The sequence below is a fragment of the Pseudomonas sp. 20-5 genome, assembly GCF_056782835.1.
In genome coordinates, this window is record NZ_CM165584.1 from 3294016 (window position 1) to 3311408 (window position 17393).

Here is a 17393-nt window from a genome sequence, read left to right on the forward strand (position 1 = left end):
CCAAGTTACCTCGCCCATAGCTCCCGGTACCCTCGCCCGTTACACCTTTCAAGCACCAACGGGATCTCCAGGGCTTATGCTTCTTCGAACCATCAGTGTGGAAACTGCCGAGCAGACGGAACTGAATGCGGCCTTGTTGTGTGGTTTCGCCATTCCCGCCAGCGACCGCAACTTCATCGCCTACAGCCTCAACGAACAGGTCGACGAAAACGACTCGCGCGTCTACATCGCCTCCCTGTTCAAGACCGACGACGGCTTCCGCCTGGGCCGTCTCGACACCGACGAGGCCTGCGAGGCGGCCATCCAGGTGTTCCGCCAACTGGTCCGCGAAGCCACCACCGGCAACCGCCGGACCAGCGATCTGGCCTACCACCTCATCGACCTGCAGGACGCGGCCATCGCCCCCTCGCGGCGGGAAGAACACCGCTCCCTGGTGCTCGAACGCGAATGGGTGATGAAGCTCGTCACCTTCGAGTCCCCCCATGGCTACGGCCCCGCCCTGGATGGCGAGGAACCCTGCGCGGAAGTCCCGCCGCTCGTCCAGGAGGCCCTTTTCGAAGACGCCGCTCCCGATGTCCTCGCCGAAGACGATGCGGACGAGACCACGGACGGGCCGGCGGAGCCCATCGACGAGCCCGAGGCGGCGGAAGACGAAACCGTCACCGAGGCCGGATGCGTCGAGCCCGAGCCGCGGCCGGAGGCGGAAACGGCAGCGCCCGAGGGTGGGGCGCCAGCCGAGTTCGCGGCGAAAGCGGAGCAGTCCGCCAAGGTAGCGGATGCCGAGGCCATCGGCGCCTTCGTCGACAACGCCAGTCATCTTCGCGAGGAGCTTGCCGACCTGGCGCAGATGCTCCACCCCGCGCTGCACGCCGCCGACGCCACGGGCAGCGCCAACCTTCCGTCTCCAGACGCCGCCGAGGAATCCTCCATGCCCCCGAGCCCCTCCCCCCTCGCCGCACCCGCGCCGGAACCGGTATCGGCCAGGGTCCCCAGCCTGTCGCTGCGCCTCCGGGTGCCGCCCGCACGCCTGGCCGGCGCCGAGGGCGGGGCCAACGCCAGAGAGGCGCCCACCCAGGCCGCCGCCGTCATTCGCCAACCCGAGGATGAAGCCCACGTGGATACGGATACCGCGCTCGATATCGGCAACGATACCGAGCATCTGCTACAGGACGTGCAGGGCACCCTGGCCGACCTCGCCGGCATGGCCCAGCAACTGAGCCAGCAGAAGCAGGAAGCGCTCAAGCAGCAGGAGTCGCTGGAGTCGCTCCAGACGCAATTGCACGAGAAGGAGCGGCAATTGCAGGAAAAGGAAAAGCAGCTCCGGCAGTGGCACAAGCGCCTGCAGGACGACCGCCAGGCGCTGGAGCGGGAAACCGAGCAGAGCAACCGTCTCCTCGCCGAGCGCAGCACGGCCCTGCAACAACTCGCGGAAAGCGTCGAAGCCCGCGAGCGCAGCAGCGCGCGGCGAGCCGAGGTACTGCAGATCGAGCAGGAACGCCTCGAAGAGTTGCGCAGCCAGCAGAACCTGCGCCAGGCCGAACTGGAAAAGCGCGAAGCCAGCGTCCAGCAGCGCAGCCTGGAACTCGGCGAGCGCTTCAAGAGGCTGGAAAGCGCCCGCGAGAAGCTGGCGCAGATCGTCAAGGGTTTCAACGAGACCGTACAGTTCAATACCGCTCTGCACGCCATCAGTCATACCGGGTTGAAGCGCCAGGAAGAGAGCGCAGCCGAACTGGAATAAGGTTCTCCTCCGGCAAAAGGGCGCGGCGCCGATACTGGCCCGCGCCCTTTTTCATTCGCCCAGCTGCGCCTGGCCGCTCGCCCTCGGGACGCGGTGCCGCCGGCCAGTTCACCGGTGCGCAGAGCAGTTGTGCGCCGGACAGCGCCGGCAGGCGCACCCATTCGGGAAACTCCAGGTCGTAGCAGACCATCACCGCGATTCGCCCGAAGCGGGTAGCGACCACCGGCGCTGGCCCTGGCACAAGGCCATGGGAAGGACGGAGTGTCGGCAAGCGAAGACGGGAAGGGAGTCAGTCAGGTCAAATAATCAGTTGAGCATTCTCTGAACCATACGCAGGGCGATCGCTGAACCGAGGGCCGCTGAGGCTCCGCGTGGTCTCTTCTGCCCCCGCTCAAGGGCGGCGCGCAGCATGGCCCTCGGCGGAAACCTGTGGCGCCTGGGTCTGCCCCGCCTCGCGCGCCAGCAGGTCGCGCAGGCCCTGCGCATCCAGCGGCCGGCTGAGCAGGAATCCTTGCAGTTCGTGGCATTGCTCGTCGCGCAGGATATGCATCTGCCCTTCGGTCTCCACCCCCTCGGCGGTGACCCGCAGGTTCAGGGCGTTGCCGAGATTGATGATGGCCTGCACGATCGAACGGTCGCGCCCGGTCTTCTCCATGCTGGCGACGAAGCGCTTGTCGATCTTGATGCTGTCGAAGGGATAGGTGCGCAGGTAGCCGAGCGAGGAATAGCCGGTACCGAAGTCGTCCATGTTGAGGCGGACGCCCAGTTCCTTGAGGGCCGTCATGGTCCGCAGCGCGCCGTCGACATCGTTGAGCATGACGTTCTCGGTCACCTCCAGCTCTAGCCGGCGGGCATCCAGGTGGGCCAGGCGCAGCGCCTCGCGCACCTGCCAGACGATATCGCCGGTCATGAACTGCGCCGGCGACACGTTCACCGAGACCATCACCTCGCCCGGCCAGGAGGCGGCGGTGGCGCAGGCCTCGCGCAGCACCCAGTTGCCGATCTGCACGATCAGGTCGCTTTCTTCCGCCAGGCCGATGAACTCGTCCGGGCCGATCAGCCCGCGGTGCGGATGGTTCCAGCGGATCAACGCCTCCGCCGAGGCGATCGTCTGTTCCTGCGCCAGGAAGCGCGGCTGGTAGTACAACTCGAACTCGCCGTTCTGCAAGGCGGCGCGCAACTCGGTCTCGCGCAGCTTCTTCTCGGCGAGATGGGAGTCCATCGCTTCCAAGTAGAAACGCCAGGTATTGCGCCCCGCGGCCTTGGCCTCGTACATCGCCACGTCGGCGCAACGCAGCAGGCCGCGCGGATCGCCGCCGTGCTCCGGCGCCAGGGCCACGCCGATGCTGGCGCCGACATGGAAGCTGTGCCCTTCGTAGGCGATCTCGCGGTTGATCACGTCGATCAGCCGGCTACAGAACTTCTCGATTTCCAGCTTCGACGACACGTGGGTACTGACCACCACGAACTCGTCGCCGCCGAGCCGGGCAACCATGTCCTGGTCGCGGGTCGAGGCGCGCAGCCGTTCGGCGATGGCGTAGAGCACCGCATCGCCGGCGGGATGGCCGTACTGGTCGTTGATCGGCTTGAAGCGGTCGAGGTCGAGCATCAGTACCGCTACCGGCGACTTGCCAGCCTTTTCCGCCAGCAGGCGTTCGAGGAACTGGAACAGCTTGTTGCGGTTCGGCAGGCCGGTCAGGGCATCGTGCAGGGACAGATGCTGGATCTTCGCATGGGCTTCGACTTCGTCGGTGATGTCGGCCGCCGTGCCGCGATAGCCGCTGGCGACACCATTGCGGATCGCGCTGGCGCTCAGCTTGCCGACCCGCGCCTGGCCCTGGCTGTCGCGGAAAGCGCAGACCAGGCTGGACGGCGCACCGGCATCGGGCAGCCCTTCCAGCCACTTGACGATGTTCACCGTATCGCTATCCAGCAACTCGTCCAGCCGCCGCCCGATCCAGGCCTCCGGCTGGTAGCCGGTGACGTCGCGGAAGCGCACGGAGAGATAGGTGAAGACGAAATGCCCGTCGACTTCCCAGATCCAGTCCGAGGCCGCCTCGGCTATCGACTTGAAACGTTCCTCGCTGGCCAGCAGGGCCTGGTTGCTGCGTTTCAGGACCTTCTGCTGGCGATCCACCGCGCGGGCGTTGAGCACGGCGCTGCGGCTCAGCCAGAACAGCAGCCCGGCGGCGAGCACGAAGATTCCCAGCAGCGGCAACGCGGTCTCCCGCAGCATGGCGCTACCCGGACGCGACGACACCCAGGCCAGGCGATGGGGAGTGCCCTCCAGGGCAAGGCTTTCCTTGTCGCCCGCCGCGCCGCCGGCCAGCAGGTGCAGGTTGGCGATGCCGTAGTCGCCGCCGAGCTTGGCCAGCTTCGCCGGGGTCAGCCGGTCGACGAAGACCATCACCGAGGCCTTGGCCAGGTCGATGGGCGCATGATCGCTGGTGGGCTTGATCGCCGAGGCGACCAGGATCGCCGGTGCGCCGTCGAAGTCGACGTAGCGGCTGATCGCCGCTTCGTCCACCGCGGCACGGCGGGCGGCGCTGAGGATGTCCCCGGTGTCGGCGCCCAGCGAGTCGGCCAGCGAGCGTTCGGAAAGCTCGCCCTCGAGCATGGCGTAGCGAGTGCCACGGTCGTCGATGACGAAGACGCCGTCGTAGCCGTTGGTGGTGTAGAGCACCGAGCCGAGGTTGTTCTTGGTGAAGGCCCAGTCCGCGTCGACCCGGTTTCCCAGATAGACGTAGGCGTCGGTCCAGAAGGAATAGGTGGTGGAGAACTGCTCGGAATTTTCCCGGCGATTCTGCAGCGCCTTTTCCACGTAGAAATGGCTCTGCTCGATGGCGATGTCGTCCTGGTGCCTGGCGATGTGCAGGATCGCCCAGCCGCATGCACCGAGGGCGAGGAAAAGGGCGGCCAGGAACATTAGGAGATGCTTGGAGACCTGGGAGACTGCGGTACCGCTGGCAATCGCTGAAGCAAGCATCGATTCGCCATCCTTGTGACCGTATAGGTGCGGGCCTTGGTCACTGTCTTATAGTTAAGCATCCAGGGGGCGTCAAAACCCCCGCTTGGCAAGCGCATCGGCGCCGAAGATGCGGCTGCCGCTCCCGCAAAGGCGCGCGCCGCCGCTGGCCTCGGCGGCGCGCGGCGGCTCTCAGCGGCCCTGCCTGGCGACGATCGCCTCGGCCACGCTGGCCGGTACCTCGGCATAGCGGACGAACTCCATCGAGTAGCTCGCGCGCCCCTGGGACATCGAGCGCACGTCGGTGGCATAGCCGAACATTTCGCCCAGCGGGACCTCGGCACGGATCACCTTGCCCGCCGGGGTATCCTCCATGCCCTGGATCAGGCCACGCCGGCGGTTGAGGTCGCCCATCACGTCGCCCATGTAGTCCTCCGGGGTCACCACCTCGACCTTCATCACCGGCTCCAGGAGCACCGCTCCGCCCTTCTGCGAGAGTTGCTTGGTGGCCATCGAGGCGGCGATCTTGAACGCCATCTCGCTGGAGTCGACGTCATGGTAGGAGCCGTCGTACACCGTCGCCTTCAGGCCGATCAGCGGGTAGCCGGCGAGCACGCCGTTCTGCATCTGGTCCTCGATGCCCTTCTGGATCGCCGGGATGAATTCGCGGGGAATCACCCCGCCGACCACCTCGTTGTGGAACTCCAGGCCTTCCTGCCCCTCGTCGGCCGGAGCGAAGCGGATCCAGCAATGGCCGAACTGGCCGCGGCCGCCGGACTGGCGGACGAACTTGCCCTCGATCTCGCAGGTGTTGCGGATGGTCTCGCGATAGGCCACCTGCGGCTTGCCGATATTGGCTTCGACGCCGAACTCGCGGCGCATGCGGTCGACGATGATGTCCAGGTGCAACTCGCCCATCCCGGAAATGATGGTTTGCGCGGTCTCCTCGTCGGTCTTCACGCGGAACGACGGGTCTTCCTGGGCCAGCTTGCTCAGGGCGATGCCCATCTTCTCCTGGTCGGCCTTGGTCTTCGGTTCCACCGCCACCGAGATCACCGGATCGGGGAAGTCCATGCGTTCGAGGATGATCGGCTTGTCGATGGCGCACAGGGTGTCGCCGGTGGTCACGTCCTTCATGCCGATCAGCGCGGCGATGTCGCCGGCGCGCACTTCCTTGATCTCGTCGCGCTGGTTGGCGTGCATCTGCACCATCCGCCCGACCCGCTCCTTCTTGCCTTTCACCGAGTTGAGCACCGCGTCGCCGGAAGTCAGCACCCCGGAATACACGCGGGCGAAGGTCAGGGTGCCGACGAAGGGGTCGGTGGCGATCTTGAACGCCAGCGCCGAGAAAGGCTCGTCGTCGTCCGCATGGCGCTCGTCGTGCTTCTCTTCGTCGTCCGGGTCGGTGCCCCTGATCGCCGGGATTTCCGACGGAGCCGGGAGATAGTCGATCACCGCGTCGAGCACCAGCGGCACGCCCTTGTTCTTGAACGAGGAGCCGAGCACCGCCGGTACGATCTGGTTGGCCAGGGTCCGCTGGCGCAGCCCGGCCTTGATCTCCTCGATGCTCAGTTCCTCGCCTTCCAGATACTTGTTCATCAGTTCGTCGTTGGCCTCGGCGGCGGCCTCGACCATGTGCGCCCGCCACTCCTCGGCCAGCGCCCGCAGCTCCGCCGGGATCTCCTCCTCGCGGTAGCTGGTGCCCTGGTCGGCATCGTTCCAGTAGATGGCCTTCATCTTCACCAGGTCGATCTGCCCGCTGAAGTTTTCCTCCGCGCCGATCGCCAGTTGGATCGGCACCGGGACATGGCCCAGGCGTTGCTTGATCTGCGCGACCACGCGGAGGAAATCGGCGCCCTGGCGATCCATTTTGTTGACGTAGGCCAGGCGCGGCACATGGTACTTGTTGGCCTGGCGCCAGACCGTCTCGGACTGCGGCTCGACCCCGTCGGCGCCGCTGAACACCACCACCGCGCCATCGAGCACGCGCAGCGAGCGCTCCACCTCGATGGTGAAGTCGACGTGGCCGGGGGTGTCGATGATGTTGAAGCGATAGCGGTGCGGGAACTGCTTGGTCGAGCCCTGCCAGAAGGCCGTGGTCGCCGCCGAGGTGATGGTGATGCCGCGCTCCTGCTCCTGGACCATCCAGTCCATGGTCGCCGCGCCGTCATGGACCTCGCCCATCTTGTGGTTGACGCCGGTGTAGAAGAGGATCCGCTCGGTCGTCGTGGTCTTGCCGGCGTCGACGTGGGCGACGATGCCGATGTTGCGATAAAGCTCGATGGGAGTGGTGCGAGCCATGATCTGCCCCTTGGGTGCTGCCCTGGATGATGGGAACGACTGCTGAAAGAAAAATGTAGCTGAAGAAAGGACGCCGCAGCACCGCCGCGACGCCTGCTTTTCGACCTCGGAAGAGGGGACTGGTTCTGCCGCTCCGGCCCGCCGACGAAAGGCGCGACGGCAGGGCTTGTTCCCAGCGGACATAAACTCATGGCGCAAAGGTCTAAGCCGTCCCTGGAAAATCCCCCGGCTCGACGGACATCCCTGGACACACCGGAACAAGGGATGCCCCGACCATGCACCGATCGCTCCACACCGACGCGCCGATGGGCGCCGCCCTGCTGCTGGCCCTGCAGCTCGCTCCCGGCAGCGCCGCCGCGGCGGAGGAACAGGCGCCTGTCGACCCGCCCACGGTCCAGTTGCAACGAATCGAGGTGACCGGCAGCGCGATCCGCCGGGTCGATGCGGAAACCGCGGTGCCGATCAGCGTCCTGCGCGCCGAGGAGCTGCGCCAACAGGGCGTGACCAGCACCGAGGAACTGATCGGCCGGCTTTCCGGCAACCAGGGCGTATACAACTCCAGTCGCTCGGTCGGCAGCGCCACCGGCGGCGCCTCGTTCGCCGACCTGCGCGGAATCGGCGCGAACAAGACCCTGGTGCTGCTCAACGGCCGGCGCCTGGCGAACAATGCCATCGACGGCTCCGCGGTGGATCTCAACACCATTCCCTTCGCCGCCATCGACCGGGTCGAGGTGCTGCGCGACGGCGCCTCCGCGCTGTACGGCACCGATGCCATCGGCGGGGTGATCAACTTCATCACCCGCAAGAGCCTGAACGAAGGCCGCTTCGACAGCGGCTACGCCTCCCCCACCCACGACGGCGGCGGCAACCAGCGCAACGTCAGCGCTAGCTGGGGCTTCGGCGAGCTGGAGGAGGATCGCTTCAATGTCTTCGCGGTGGCCAACTACGACAAGCAGGAGCGCCTCGGCGCCAAGGACCGCGGCTACACCTACAACTACCAGCCGGGACGCGGCCTCGACTACAGTTCCGGAACCGCCTTCCCCGGCAACTGGAGCCAGGGCGCCAACGCCAGCAATCCGCTGGCCGCCGGCGGTTGCAAGGGCGCCGACCTGATTCCGCGCAACGGCATCTGCCGGCAGAGCCTGTGGCGCTACCTCGACCTGGTGCCGGAAACCGAGAAGACCTCGGTGTTCAGCCGCGCCACCGGCAAGCTGGCCGACGAGCACAACGTCAGCCTGGAGTACTTCTGGTCGCGCAACGACAACGCTACTCAGGTCGGCCCAGGGACCCTCACCGGCCTGCAGATCGATCCCGGCACCGCCTTCTATCCCGGCAACGGCATCACTCCCGGTCCCGGCGGCTTCGTCCTCGACCCGAGCCGGCCGGTGGAGGTCAACTGGCGGCAGAGCGTGCTCGGGCCGCGCCTGCAATCCTCGCAGAACACCGGCCAGCGCCTGCTGCTCGGCTTCGACGGCCAGTTCGCCGGCTGGGACTACGATATCGGCGCCTCGTACAACCAGAACAAGGTGGTCGACCATATCCACAGCGGCTACGTCGATGATCGCGCCGCCGCCCTCGGCATCGCCAACGGGACGCTGAACCCGTTCGGGCCGCAGACCGACGCCGGCCTCGCCTACCTCGGCAGCCATGCCCTGAGCGGCGACTTCCGTACCTCGGTCGGCCGCGTCAAGGGCCTGGACGCCCGCGCCAGCCGGGAGATCGGCGACTGGTTCGGCGCCGGGCCGGCGGCCCTGGCGCTGGGCGGCGAGTTCCGCAAGGAAGCGTTCCACCAGGACATCCAGGACTTCGCCGGCAACGTGCAGAGCCTCGGCGTCGATCCCGCCGCCACGGTCAGCGGCGAGCGCAACCTGAAGGCGCAGTACGCCGAACTCAACGTGCCGGTGCTGGACAGCCTGGAACTCAGCGCGGCGATCCGCCACGACAAGTACAGCGACTTCGGCAGCACCAGCAACCCGAAATATTCGTTCCGCTTCCAGCCGTTCCGCCAGTTGGTCCTGCGCGGCGCCTACAGCGAAGGTTTCCGTGCGCCGTCGCTGTACGAACTGTACAACCCGACCTTCACCACCTATACCAGCGCCAACTACGACGACCCGCGCCTGTGCGCCGGCGGCCAGCCGAGCCAGGGCGGCATCGCCAACCGCGACTGCGCCCAGCAGTTCTACAACGCCACCGGCGGCAATACCGACCTGCGACCGGAAACCGCGCGCAACGTTACCCTGGGCCTGGTCTACCAGCCGCTGCGCGACCTTTCCGTCGGCCTGGACTTCTGGTGGATCAGGATCGCCAACCAGATCGCCGAGTTTCCCGAAGCGGCGATCTTCGCCGACCCGCAGGCCTACGCCGGACGCATCGTGCGCAAGGCCGACGGCTCGATCGATCACGTCGTCACCGGACTGGCCAACCTCGGCAAGGTAAAGACCAGCGGCGTCGACCTGAGCCTCGATTATCGTTTCCCGGCCAGCCGCTACGGGCAGTTCGGGCTCGACCTGCAAGGCACCTACGTGTCCCGCTACGACTTCCAGCAGCAGATCGGCGGCCAGTACCTGGACAACGTCGGCGACTTCCAGGGCGTCGGCGTGATCGCCCGCTGGAAGCACGTCGCCAACGCCACCTGGAGCCGCGACGCCTGGCAGGCCACCCTGAGCAACCGCTACACCAGCGGCTACAACGACTACGACCGCGCCAGCCACGGCAAGGTCGGCTCGTGGAACCTCTGGGACCTGGCCGGCAGCTACCGCCTCAGCCACGCGCTGGGGCTGACCCTCGGGGTGAAGAACCTGTTCGACCGCGAACCGCCGTTCAGCAACCAGACCTACACCTTCCAGAGCGGCTACGACCCGCGCTACACCGATCCCTACGGGCGCATCCTGTTCGGCCGCCTCAGCTACAGCTTCTGATGCCGGCGCGGGCGCCCGGCCGGTATGGCCGGCAAGCCCGTCGACGGCTGTCCAGCTACCAGATCCGGTAGCCCTGCCAGATTTCGCAGGCGACCAGATCTGGCAGGTTGTTGGGCTCCCGGTGCCATGCAACCTATTACGCCTCTCGCCCCCCACCCGTTCGCGCAAGAGGACACCGCATGATCATTCTCGGGATCACCAACAACGACCTGGCCGGCGCCTGCCTGGTGCGCGACGGCGGGATCGTCGCCGCCGCCAGCGAGGAGCGCTTCACCCGCCAGAAGGACCACAAGGCCTGGCCGAGCCGCTCCATCGACTATGTGCTCGGCGAGGCCGGCATCGACCTGGCCGACATCGACCGCATCGCCTACGGCTGGAACGCCGGGTTCGACGCCGGGCGGCACCTCGACCTCTATCTGGACCGGGTCCTCGAGGAAGCCCGCGAGCGTCCCGAGGGCCTGCCGCACCTGCGCAAGCGGATCGCCGACGAAATGGCCAACGACAAGGCCAAGCGCGGCGAATTCGATGCCTTCGTCCGCGCCAACGGCCTGCGCGGCAAGGTCGAGTACATCGACCATCACGAATGCCACGCCCTCGGCGCGTTCGTCTGCTCGCCGTTCGACGAGGCGCTGACCCTCACCTGCGACGGCCGCGGCGACTTCCAGTCGCTCACCGTCACCCACTACCGCGCCGACGGCGGCGAGACGGTCCTGCAACGCGAGACCAGCGTCGACAGCCTGGGCTACTTCTACGGGCGCATCACCCGCCTGCTCGGCTTCAAGCCGAACCGCCACGAAGGCAAGATCACCGGCCTGGCGGCGTTCGGCGACGCGGAAAAGCTGCTGCCGCTGATGAACGACATGATCCGCCTGGAGAACGGCCGCCTGCGCGCCCGCTGCGGCGAACTGTACCTGCCCTCCTACGACGGCTACAGCGATCCGCTGCTGCAACGCTGCGCGGCGGAACGCCCGGCGGATGTCGCCGCCGCCGCGCAACGGCACTCCGAAGACCTGCTGGTGGCCATCGCCCGGGAGCACGTGGCGCGCACCGGCTGCGCCAACCTGTGCCTGGCCGGCGGGGTGTTCGGCAACGTCAAGCTGAACCAGCGCCTGCGCGAGATCCCCGGGGTCCGCGATGTCTACGTGCTGCCCTGCATGGGCGACGGCGGCCTGGCCCTGGCCGCGGCGGTGGCGGTGGCCTATCGCGAGAACGGTACGCGCTTCCCGGCGCCGAGCATGGCCCTCGGGCCGGACGCGCGCAGCGCCGCGCAGAATGCCGAGCTGATCGCCAGCCAGTACTCGCAGCTGGCCTACAGCCGGCCGGCCAACCTGATCGAGACGCTGGTCGAAGCGCTGCGGGAAAACCAGGTGCTGGGCATGTTCAAGGGCCGCATGGAGTTCGGCCCGCGCGCCTTGTGCAACCGCAGCATCGTCTACCATCCCGGCGATGCCAGCGCCAACGACTGGCTCAATCAGCGCATGGAACGCACCGAGTTCATGCCATTCGCCCCGGTCACCGCGGTAGAACACGCCGAGGCTTGCTACGTTGGCTGGCGTGAAGACCAGGTGGCGGCCGACTACATGACCATGACCTACGACTGCCATGCGGATTTCCGCGCGCGCTGCCCGGCGGTGGTGCATGTCGACGGCACCGCGCGGCCGCAGATCATCCGGCCGCAGGCCGATCCGTTCATGCACGCCCTGCTGCATGCCTGGCATGCCCGCAGCGGCCAGCCGGCGCTGATCAACACCTCCTTCAACCGCCACGAGGAACCGATCGTCTGCGCCCCGCAGGACGCCCTCGGCGCGCTGGAGGACGGCATGGTCGACCTGGTGGTGCTGGGCGAGTCCCTGCTGGTCTGGCGCAAGGGCGAGAACGCCTTCGCCAGGGCGCGCTTCGAGTGAGGCGCAAACCGCAGCGAACCGGCACGGCGACGCGGGAACCGGCATGTACCTGATCTTTTCCGGCTACTTCGCCGCCGAGGGGCTGATCTATCCGTTCTGGCCGACCTGGCTGGCCAGCCTGGGCTTCGGCGCCAGCCAGATCGGCCTGTTGATCGCCGCGGCCTACTGGCCGCAGGTGATCGCCGGGGTGGCGCTGACCTACGTGGCCGACTGGCGCATCGACCAGTTGCGCCTGGCGACCCTGCTGGCGGCCCTGGCCGGCGCCTGCGCCCTGCTGTTCCAACTGGCCGAGGGCCTGCCCCTGTTCATCGCCCTGAGCGTGCTCTACGGCGCATTCTGGACCAGCGTGCTGCCGCTCACCGAATCCTACCTGCTCAAGCGCGACAAGGCCGCCCTGCAGAACTACGGGCGGGTACGCGCAGTCGGTTCGCTGGCCTTCATCCTCACCGCGACCCTGGGCGGCCTGCTGCTCGGTCGGTTCGGCCAGCAACTGGTGCCCGCCCTGGTCGGCCTGACGATGCTGCTCACCGCGCTGGCCTGCCTGTTCCTCCGTCGCCGCAGCCTGCGCCGTCCGGACTCGCCGCTGCCGGGCGCCAGGCGCCGTCCCGACCTGCGCGGGATCCTCCGGCAACGCCCCCTGCTGCTGGCCATCGCCGCGGCGGGAATGATCCAACTGAGCCACTCGCTGTACTTCACCACCGCCTCGCTGGGCTGGCAGGCGCTGGGCTACTCGTCGTTCTCGGTCGGCGCCTTCTGGGGCCTGGCGGTGATCGCCGAGATCAGCTTCTTCGCCGTCTCCAACCGCATCCTGGACCGCCACCCGGCGCTCCAGGTGATGCTCTTCTCCAGCCTTTGCGCGGCGCTGCGCTGGGGCCTGCTGGCCGGCAGCGAACATCTCGCCGCGATCCTCCTCGGCCAGTGCCTGCACGCCCTCAGCTTCGCCGCCTACCACGCCGCGGTGATGCGCTACATCCGCGACCACGCGCCGGAAAGCGCGCGGGTACTGACCCAGGGAATCTACTACTCTCTGGCGGTAGCGCTGCCCATGGGCCTCGCCAGTCCGGCCGCCGGCTGGCTGTACGAAGGCCTGCCGCAGTGGTCCTATCTGATCATGGCGCTGTTCGCCCTCGGCGGCGCGGTCCTGGTCTGGCTTGCCCTACAGAGTGCCCGAGATGCATCGACTAGCGTTTTCAGCCGTTCTGTTTGACATGGACGGCGTCCTGATCAGCTCCCGCGAAGCCATCGCCGCGGCCTGGAGCCGGGTCGCCGGCGAACAGGGCGTGGCGCTCGGCCCGGACTGCCTGCGCGACCACGTGCACGGTCGCCCGGGCGGCTACACCCTGGACTATCTGTTCGGCCACCTGCCGATGGAGCGCCGGCGGATCCTCAAGCAACGGGTCGATGCGCTGGAGGAAGGCGCCGACTGTCCCCTGCTGCCCGGCGTCGCCGCGGTGATCCGCCAGCTGCGTTGGCTGGACGTGCCCTTGGCGCTGGTCACCAGCAGTTGGCCGGCACGCATCGACCACGTGCTGCGCCAGCACGACCTGCAGGCGGCGTTCCGCACCCTGGTCAGCCGCGACGACGTGGTCCACGGCAAGCCGGCTCCGGATGGCTATCGCCTGGCCGCGGCCAGGCTCGGCGTGGCACCGTCGCGCTGCCTGGTGTTCGAAGACTCCCTCAGCGGCGTGCAGGCCGCCTGTGCCGCCGGCGCGACCTGCGTGGCGATCGGCGAGGAGAGCGGCCTGCTCGCCGCCGGCGCGCGCTGGTCGGTCCGGGATTTCCGCGAGCTACGGATCGTCCGCGAAGACGACCGGCTGTACTGCCAGCATCGGCACCCCGCCACGACCGGCAGCGAGAGGAGCGTTGGCGTCCCATGAGCCCGACCCTGCAAGATGCCCGGCTGCTCTGGGACTTCCTCGGCCAGGGCCGCTGCCATGTGCCCTGCGAACTGCTGGTGGTATGCGGCTCCTACGACCTGCGGGTCTGCGACCACGCCTGCGAGCTGCTCGAACGCGGCCTCGCCGAACGCCTGCTGTTCACCGGCAACACCGGGCACTGGACGCGCCATCTCTGGGTCGAGCCGGAAGCCGAGCTGTTCGCCCGCCACGCCAGGGCACGCGGGGTAAGCGACAGCCTCATCGTGATCGAGCCGCGGGCGACCAACTTCGCCGAGAACATCGCCTTCGCCCGCGAGCTGTTCCCCGACCTGCGCCGCGCGACCTTCGTCACCAAGCCCAACTCGATCCGCCGCGTGGCGCTGACCCTGCCGGTCCGCTGGCCGGGTCTGGAGGGACACGTGGATGCGCCCGACTACGCATTTCCCGACGGCATCTCGAACCTGGTCGGCGTACTCGGGGTGATCGACGAGATGGTCGGCGACCTTGACCGCATCATGCGTTACCCGGCGCTGGGCTTCCAGGTCGCCTGCCCGATCCCGGCGCAGGTCATGGACGCCTGGGAACGCCTGGTGGCGCGCGGTTTCGACCGCCACCTGGTGAACCCGCCGCGCTGAGCTGACAGCACTGTAATCTTCCCCACAGCTTGCCGACAGGCGCGCGCCGCTAGGGTGTCCGCATCGCCGCACCGCCCTGGCGGGGCCGCGACTTCCCGGCTGCGCAGGCTCGCGCAGTCCGTCCTGCCACCTGCGTGGAAACCAGCGGATGCACAGAACTTCGCGACGCACCTTCGTCAAAGGCCTCGCCGCCACCGGTCTGCTCGGCGGACTGGGTCTCTGGCGCGCCCCGGCCTGGGCCCTGGCCGGGCCGGGCCAGCAGAACCTGCTCGCCGGCGACAGTTTCGACCTGTTCATCGGCGAGACCCCGGTGAACCTCAGCGGCTCGCCGGCCACCGCCATGACCATCAACGGTTCGCTGCCCGGCCCGACCCTGCGCTGGCGCGAAGGCGACAACGTGACCCTGCGGGTGCGCAACCGCCTCGCCGAGGACACCTCGATCCACTGGCACGGCATCATCCTGCCGGCCAACATGGATGGCGTGCCGGGCCTCAGCTTCGAGGGCATCGCTCCCGGCGGTCTCTACGAATACCGCTTCAAGGTCCGGCAGAACGGCACCTACTGGTACCACAGCCACTCGGGGCTACAGGAGCAGGCCGGGGTCTACGGCGCCCTGGTGATCGACGCCCGCGAGCCGGAACCGTTCAGCTACGACCGCGACTACGTGGTGCTGCTCAGCGACTGGTCGGACGAGAAGCCGCAGCGCATCCTCGCCAAGCTGAAGAAGCAGTCCGACTACTACAACTTCCACAAGCGCACCGTCGGCGACTTCATCGACGACGTCAGCGCCAACGGCTGGGCCGCGACCCTGGCCGACCGCAAGATGTGGGCCGAGATGAAGATGAGTCCCACCGATCTCGCCGACGTCAGCGGCTACACCTATACCTACCTGCTCAACGGACAGCCGCCGGACGGCAACTGGACCGGCCTGTTCCGCCCCGGCGAAAAGCTCCGCCTACGCTTCGTCAACGCCTCGGCGATGAGCTATTTCGACGTCCGCATTCCCGGCCTGAAGATGACCGTGGTGGCCGCCGACGGACAGCACGTCGAGCCGGTCAGCGTCGACGAGTTGCGCATCGCCGTGGCCGAGACCTACGACGTGATCGTCGAACCGGGCGGCGAGCGCGCCTATACCCTCTTCGCCCAGTCCATGGACCGCAGCGGCTACGCCCGCGGCACCCTGGCGCTGGCCGAAGGGCTTAGCGCGCCGGTGCCGACGCCCGATCCGCGCCCGCTGATCGGCATGGACGACATGGGCATGGGCGGCATGGACCACGGCGCCATGGGGCATGGCGCGGCGACGAGGCCCGCCAGCGAGATGGACCATTCGAAGATGTCGGGCATGGACATGAATGGCATGGACCATTCGAAGATGGCCGGCATGGACATGAACGGCATGGACCACTCCAAGATGGCCGGCATGGACCACTCCAGGATGGGCATGGACACCATGCCGATGCAGTCCCATCCGGCTTCGGAGGACGGCAACCCGCTGGTCGACATGCAGACCATGACGCCGACACCGAAGCTCGCCGACCCCGGCCTCGGGCTGCGCGACAACGGGCGGCGGGTGCTGACCTACGCCGACCTGCGCAGCCGCTTCGCCGACCCGGACGGCCGCGAACCGGGGCGCACCATCGAGCTGCACCTGACCGGGCACATGGAGAAGTTCGCCTGGTCCTTCGACGGCATCAAGTTCTCCGACGCCGAGCCGCTACGCCTGACCTACGGCGAGCGCCTGCGGATCGTCCTGGTCAACGACACCATGATGACCCACCCGATCCACCTGCACGGCATGTGGAGCGACCTGGAGGACGAGCAAGGCAATTTCCTGGTGCGCAAGCACACCATCGACATGCCGCCGGGCACCCGCCGCAGCTACCGGGTCACCGCCGACGCCCTGGGACGCTGGGCCTATCACTGCCACCTGCTGTTCCACATGGAGATGGGCATGTTCCGCGAAGTGCGGGTAGACGAAGGAGACAACGCATGAGCCGCCAGCCGAAACCCGCCCGCCTGGCCGGCGGTGCCCTCGCCCTGGGTCTGCTGCTGGGCCTGCCGAATCCCGTCGAGGCCGCGCAGGACAATGGCATGGACCACTCGGCCATGGACCACGGCGCGATGCCTGGCATGGACCACGGCCAGAGGACCTCCGCCCCGGCGAAACCCATGGACCACCAGGGGATGGGGCATGGCCGGATGCCGGGGATGGACCACGGCACCGCATCGCCCGCCCCGGCACAGCCCATGGAGCACCAGGGAATGGACCATGGCCGGATGCCGGGGATGAGCCGCGCTGCGCGGCAACCTCCGGCGCAGGCCGCGCCCAGCCAGAGCCGTACGCCGATCCCGGTGCCGACCGAGGCCGACCGCCGTGCCGCCTTTCCGCCGCTGGAGGGGCACAAGGTGCACGACAGCGCGCTGAACAGCTTCTTCCTGCTCGACCAGTTGGAATACCAGGACGCCGACGACGGCAGCGCGCTGGCCTGGGACGCCAGCGGCTGGATCGGCGGCGACATCAACCGCCTGTGGCTGCGCAGCGAAGGCGAACGGCTCGACGGCAAGACCGAGGACGCCGAGGTCCAGGCGCTGTTCGGGCACGCCATCGGTCCCTGGTGGGACCTGGTCGCCGGCGTGCGCCAGGATTTCAAGCCCGGCTCGCCGCAGACCTGGGCGGCGTTCGGCGTGCAGGGCCTGGCGCTCTACGACTTCGAGGCGGAAGTCACCGCCTTCCTCGGCGAGAACGGCCAGAGCGCGCTGCGCCTGGAGGGCGAGTACGACATCCTGTTGACCAACCGGCTGATCCTCCAGCCCAGCGCCGAGGTCAACCTGTACGGCAGGAACGATCCCGCCCGCGGCATCGGTTCGGGCCTTGCCGATAGCGAGCTGGGCCTGCGCCTGCGCTATGAGATCCGTCGCGAGTTCGCGCCCTACATCGGGGTGACCTGGAACCGCTCCTACGGCAACAGCGCCGACCTGGCCCGCGCCGAGGGCGAGGACGACGACGAGGCGCGCTTCGTCGCCGGTATCCGCATGTGGTTCTGAACGCGATCGC

10 protein-coding genes and 1 pseudogene are annotated in these 17393 nt (G+C 67.9%); 8 read left to right on the forward strand and 3 right to left on the reverse strand.

Annotation, left to right across the window (positions count from 1 at the left end; all coding sequences use genetic code 11):
- The first annotated feature begins 76 nt into the window (after positions 1 to 76).
- Entirely contained in the window at positions 77 to 1738 is a 1662-nt protein-coding gene (locus tag AC1RB9_RS15115) for a hypothetical protein (protein WP_003162657.1), read from the forward strand.
- Positions 1739 to 1766: 28 nt separating this feature from the next.
- Here the strand turns inward: AC1RB9_RS15115 and AC1RB9_RS15120 are convergent.
- From AC1RB9_RS15120 to fusA, 3 genes and pseudogenes are all read right to left on the reverse strand, one after another.
- A pseudogene (locus AC1RB9_RS15120) lies at positions 1767 to 1970 on the reverse strand (nitrilase-related carbon-nitrogen hydrolase); the annotation flags it as partial.
- 159 nt (positions 1971 to 2129) lie between these two features.
- On the reverse strand, positions 2130 to 4724 hold the full coding sequence (locus AC1RB9_RS15125; RefSeq protein ID WP_003162656.1) for a bifunctional diguanylate cyclase/phosphodiesterase: 2595 nt from the start codon (positions 4722 to 4724) through the stop codon (positions 2130 to 2132).
- Between the two features lie 171 nt (positions 4725 to 4895).
- Positions 4896 to 7004, reverse strand: a complete 2109-nt coding sequence (gene fusA, locus AC1RB9_RS15130) for an elongation factor G (RefSeq protein ID WP_003118529.1) — start codon at positions 7002 to 7004, stop codon at positions 4896 to 4898.
- 275 nt (positions 7005 to 7279) lie between these two features.
- Between fusA and AC1RB9_RS15135 the strand changes: the two genes are divergently transcribed.
- From AC1RB9_RS15135 to AC1RB9_RS15165, 7 genes are all read left to right on the forward strand, one after another.
- On the forward strand, positions 7280 to 9922 hold the full coding sequence (locus AC1RB9_RS15135) for a TonB-dependent receptor (protein ID WP_003450484.1): 2643 nt from the start codon (positions 7280 to 7282) through the stop codon (positions 9920 to 9922).
- A 179-nt stretch (positions 9923 to 10101) separates the two neighbouring features.
- A complete protein-coding gene (locus AC1RB9_RS15140) occupies positions 10102 to 11826 on the forward strand; it encodes a carbamoyltransferase family protein (protein WP_003162654.1) in 1725 nt (574 codons plus the stop codon).
- Positions 11827 to 11869: 43 nt separating this feature from the next.
- Positions 11870 to 13033 carry an MFS transporter gene (locus AC1RB9_RS15145; RefSeq protein ID WP_003109654.1) on the forward strand — a complete coding sequence of 388 codons (1164 nt, stop codon included), beginning with the start codon at positions 11870 to 11872 and terminating at the stop codon, positions 13031 to 13033.
- A 1-nt stretch (position 13034) separates the two neighbouring features.
- Positions 13035 to 13703 (forward strand): HAD family hydrolase, encoded by a 669-nt coding sequence (locus tag AC1RB9_RS15150; protein WP_003103648.1) that lies wholly within the window; start codon positions 13035 to 13037, stop codon positions 13701 to 13703.
- Positions 13700 to 14338 (forward strand): YdcF family protein, encoded by a 639-nt coding sequence (locus tag AC1RB9_RS15155; RefSeq protein WP_003088740.1) that lies wholly within the window; start codon positions 13700 to 13702, stop codon positions 14336 to 14338. Before AC1RB9_RS15150 ends, AC1RB9_RS15155 begins: the two co-directional genes overlap by 4 nt.
- A gap of 148 nt (positions 14339 to 14486) precedes the next feature.
- Entirely contained in the window at positions 14487 to 16331 is a 1845-nt protein-coding gene (locus tag AC1RB9_RS15160; RefSeq protein WP_003103645.1) for a copper resistance system multicopper oxidase, read from the forward strand.
- Complete coding sequence (locus AC1RB9_RS15165) at positions 16328 to 17383, forward strand: copper resistance protein B (RefSeq protein ID WP_003088738.1); 1056 nt, start codon at positions 16328 to 16330, stop codon at positions 17381 to 17383. Before AC1RB9_RS15160 ends, AC1RB9_RS15165 begins: the two co-directional genes overlap by 4 nt.
- Positions 17384 to 17393 lie beyond the last annotated feature (10 nt).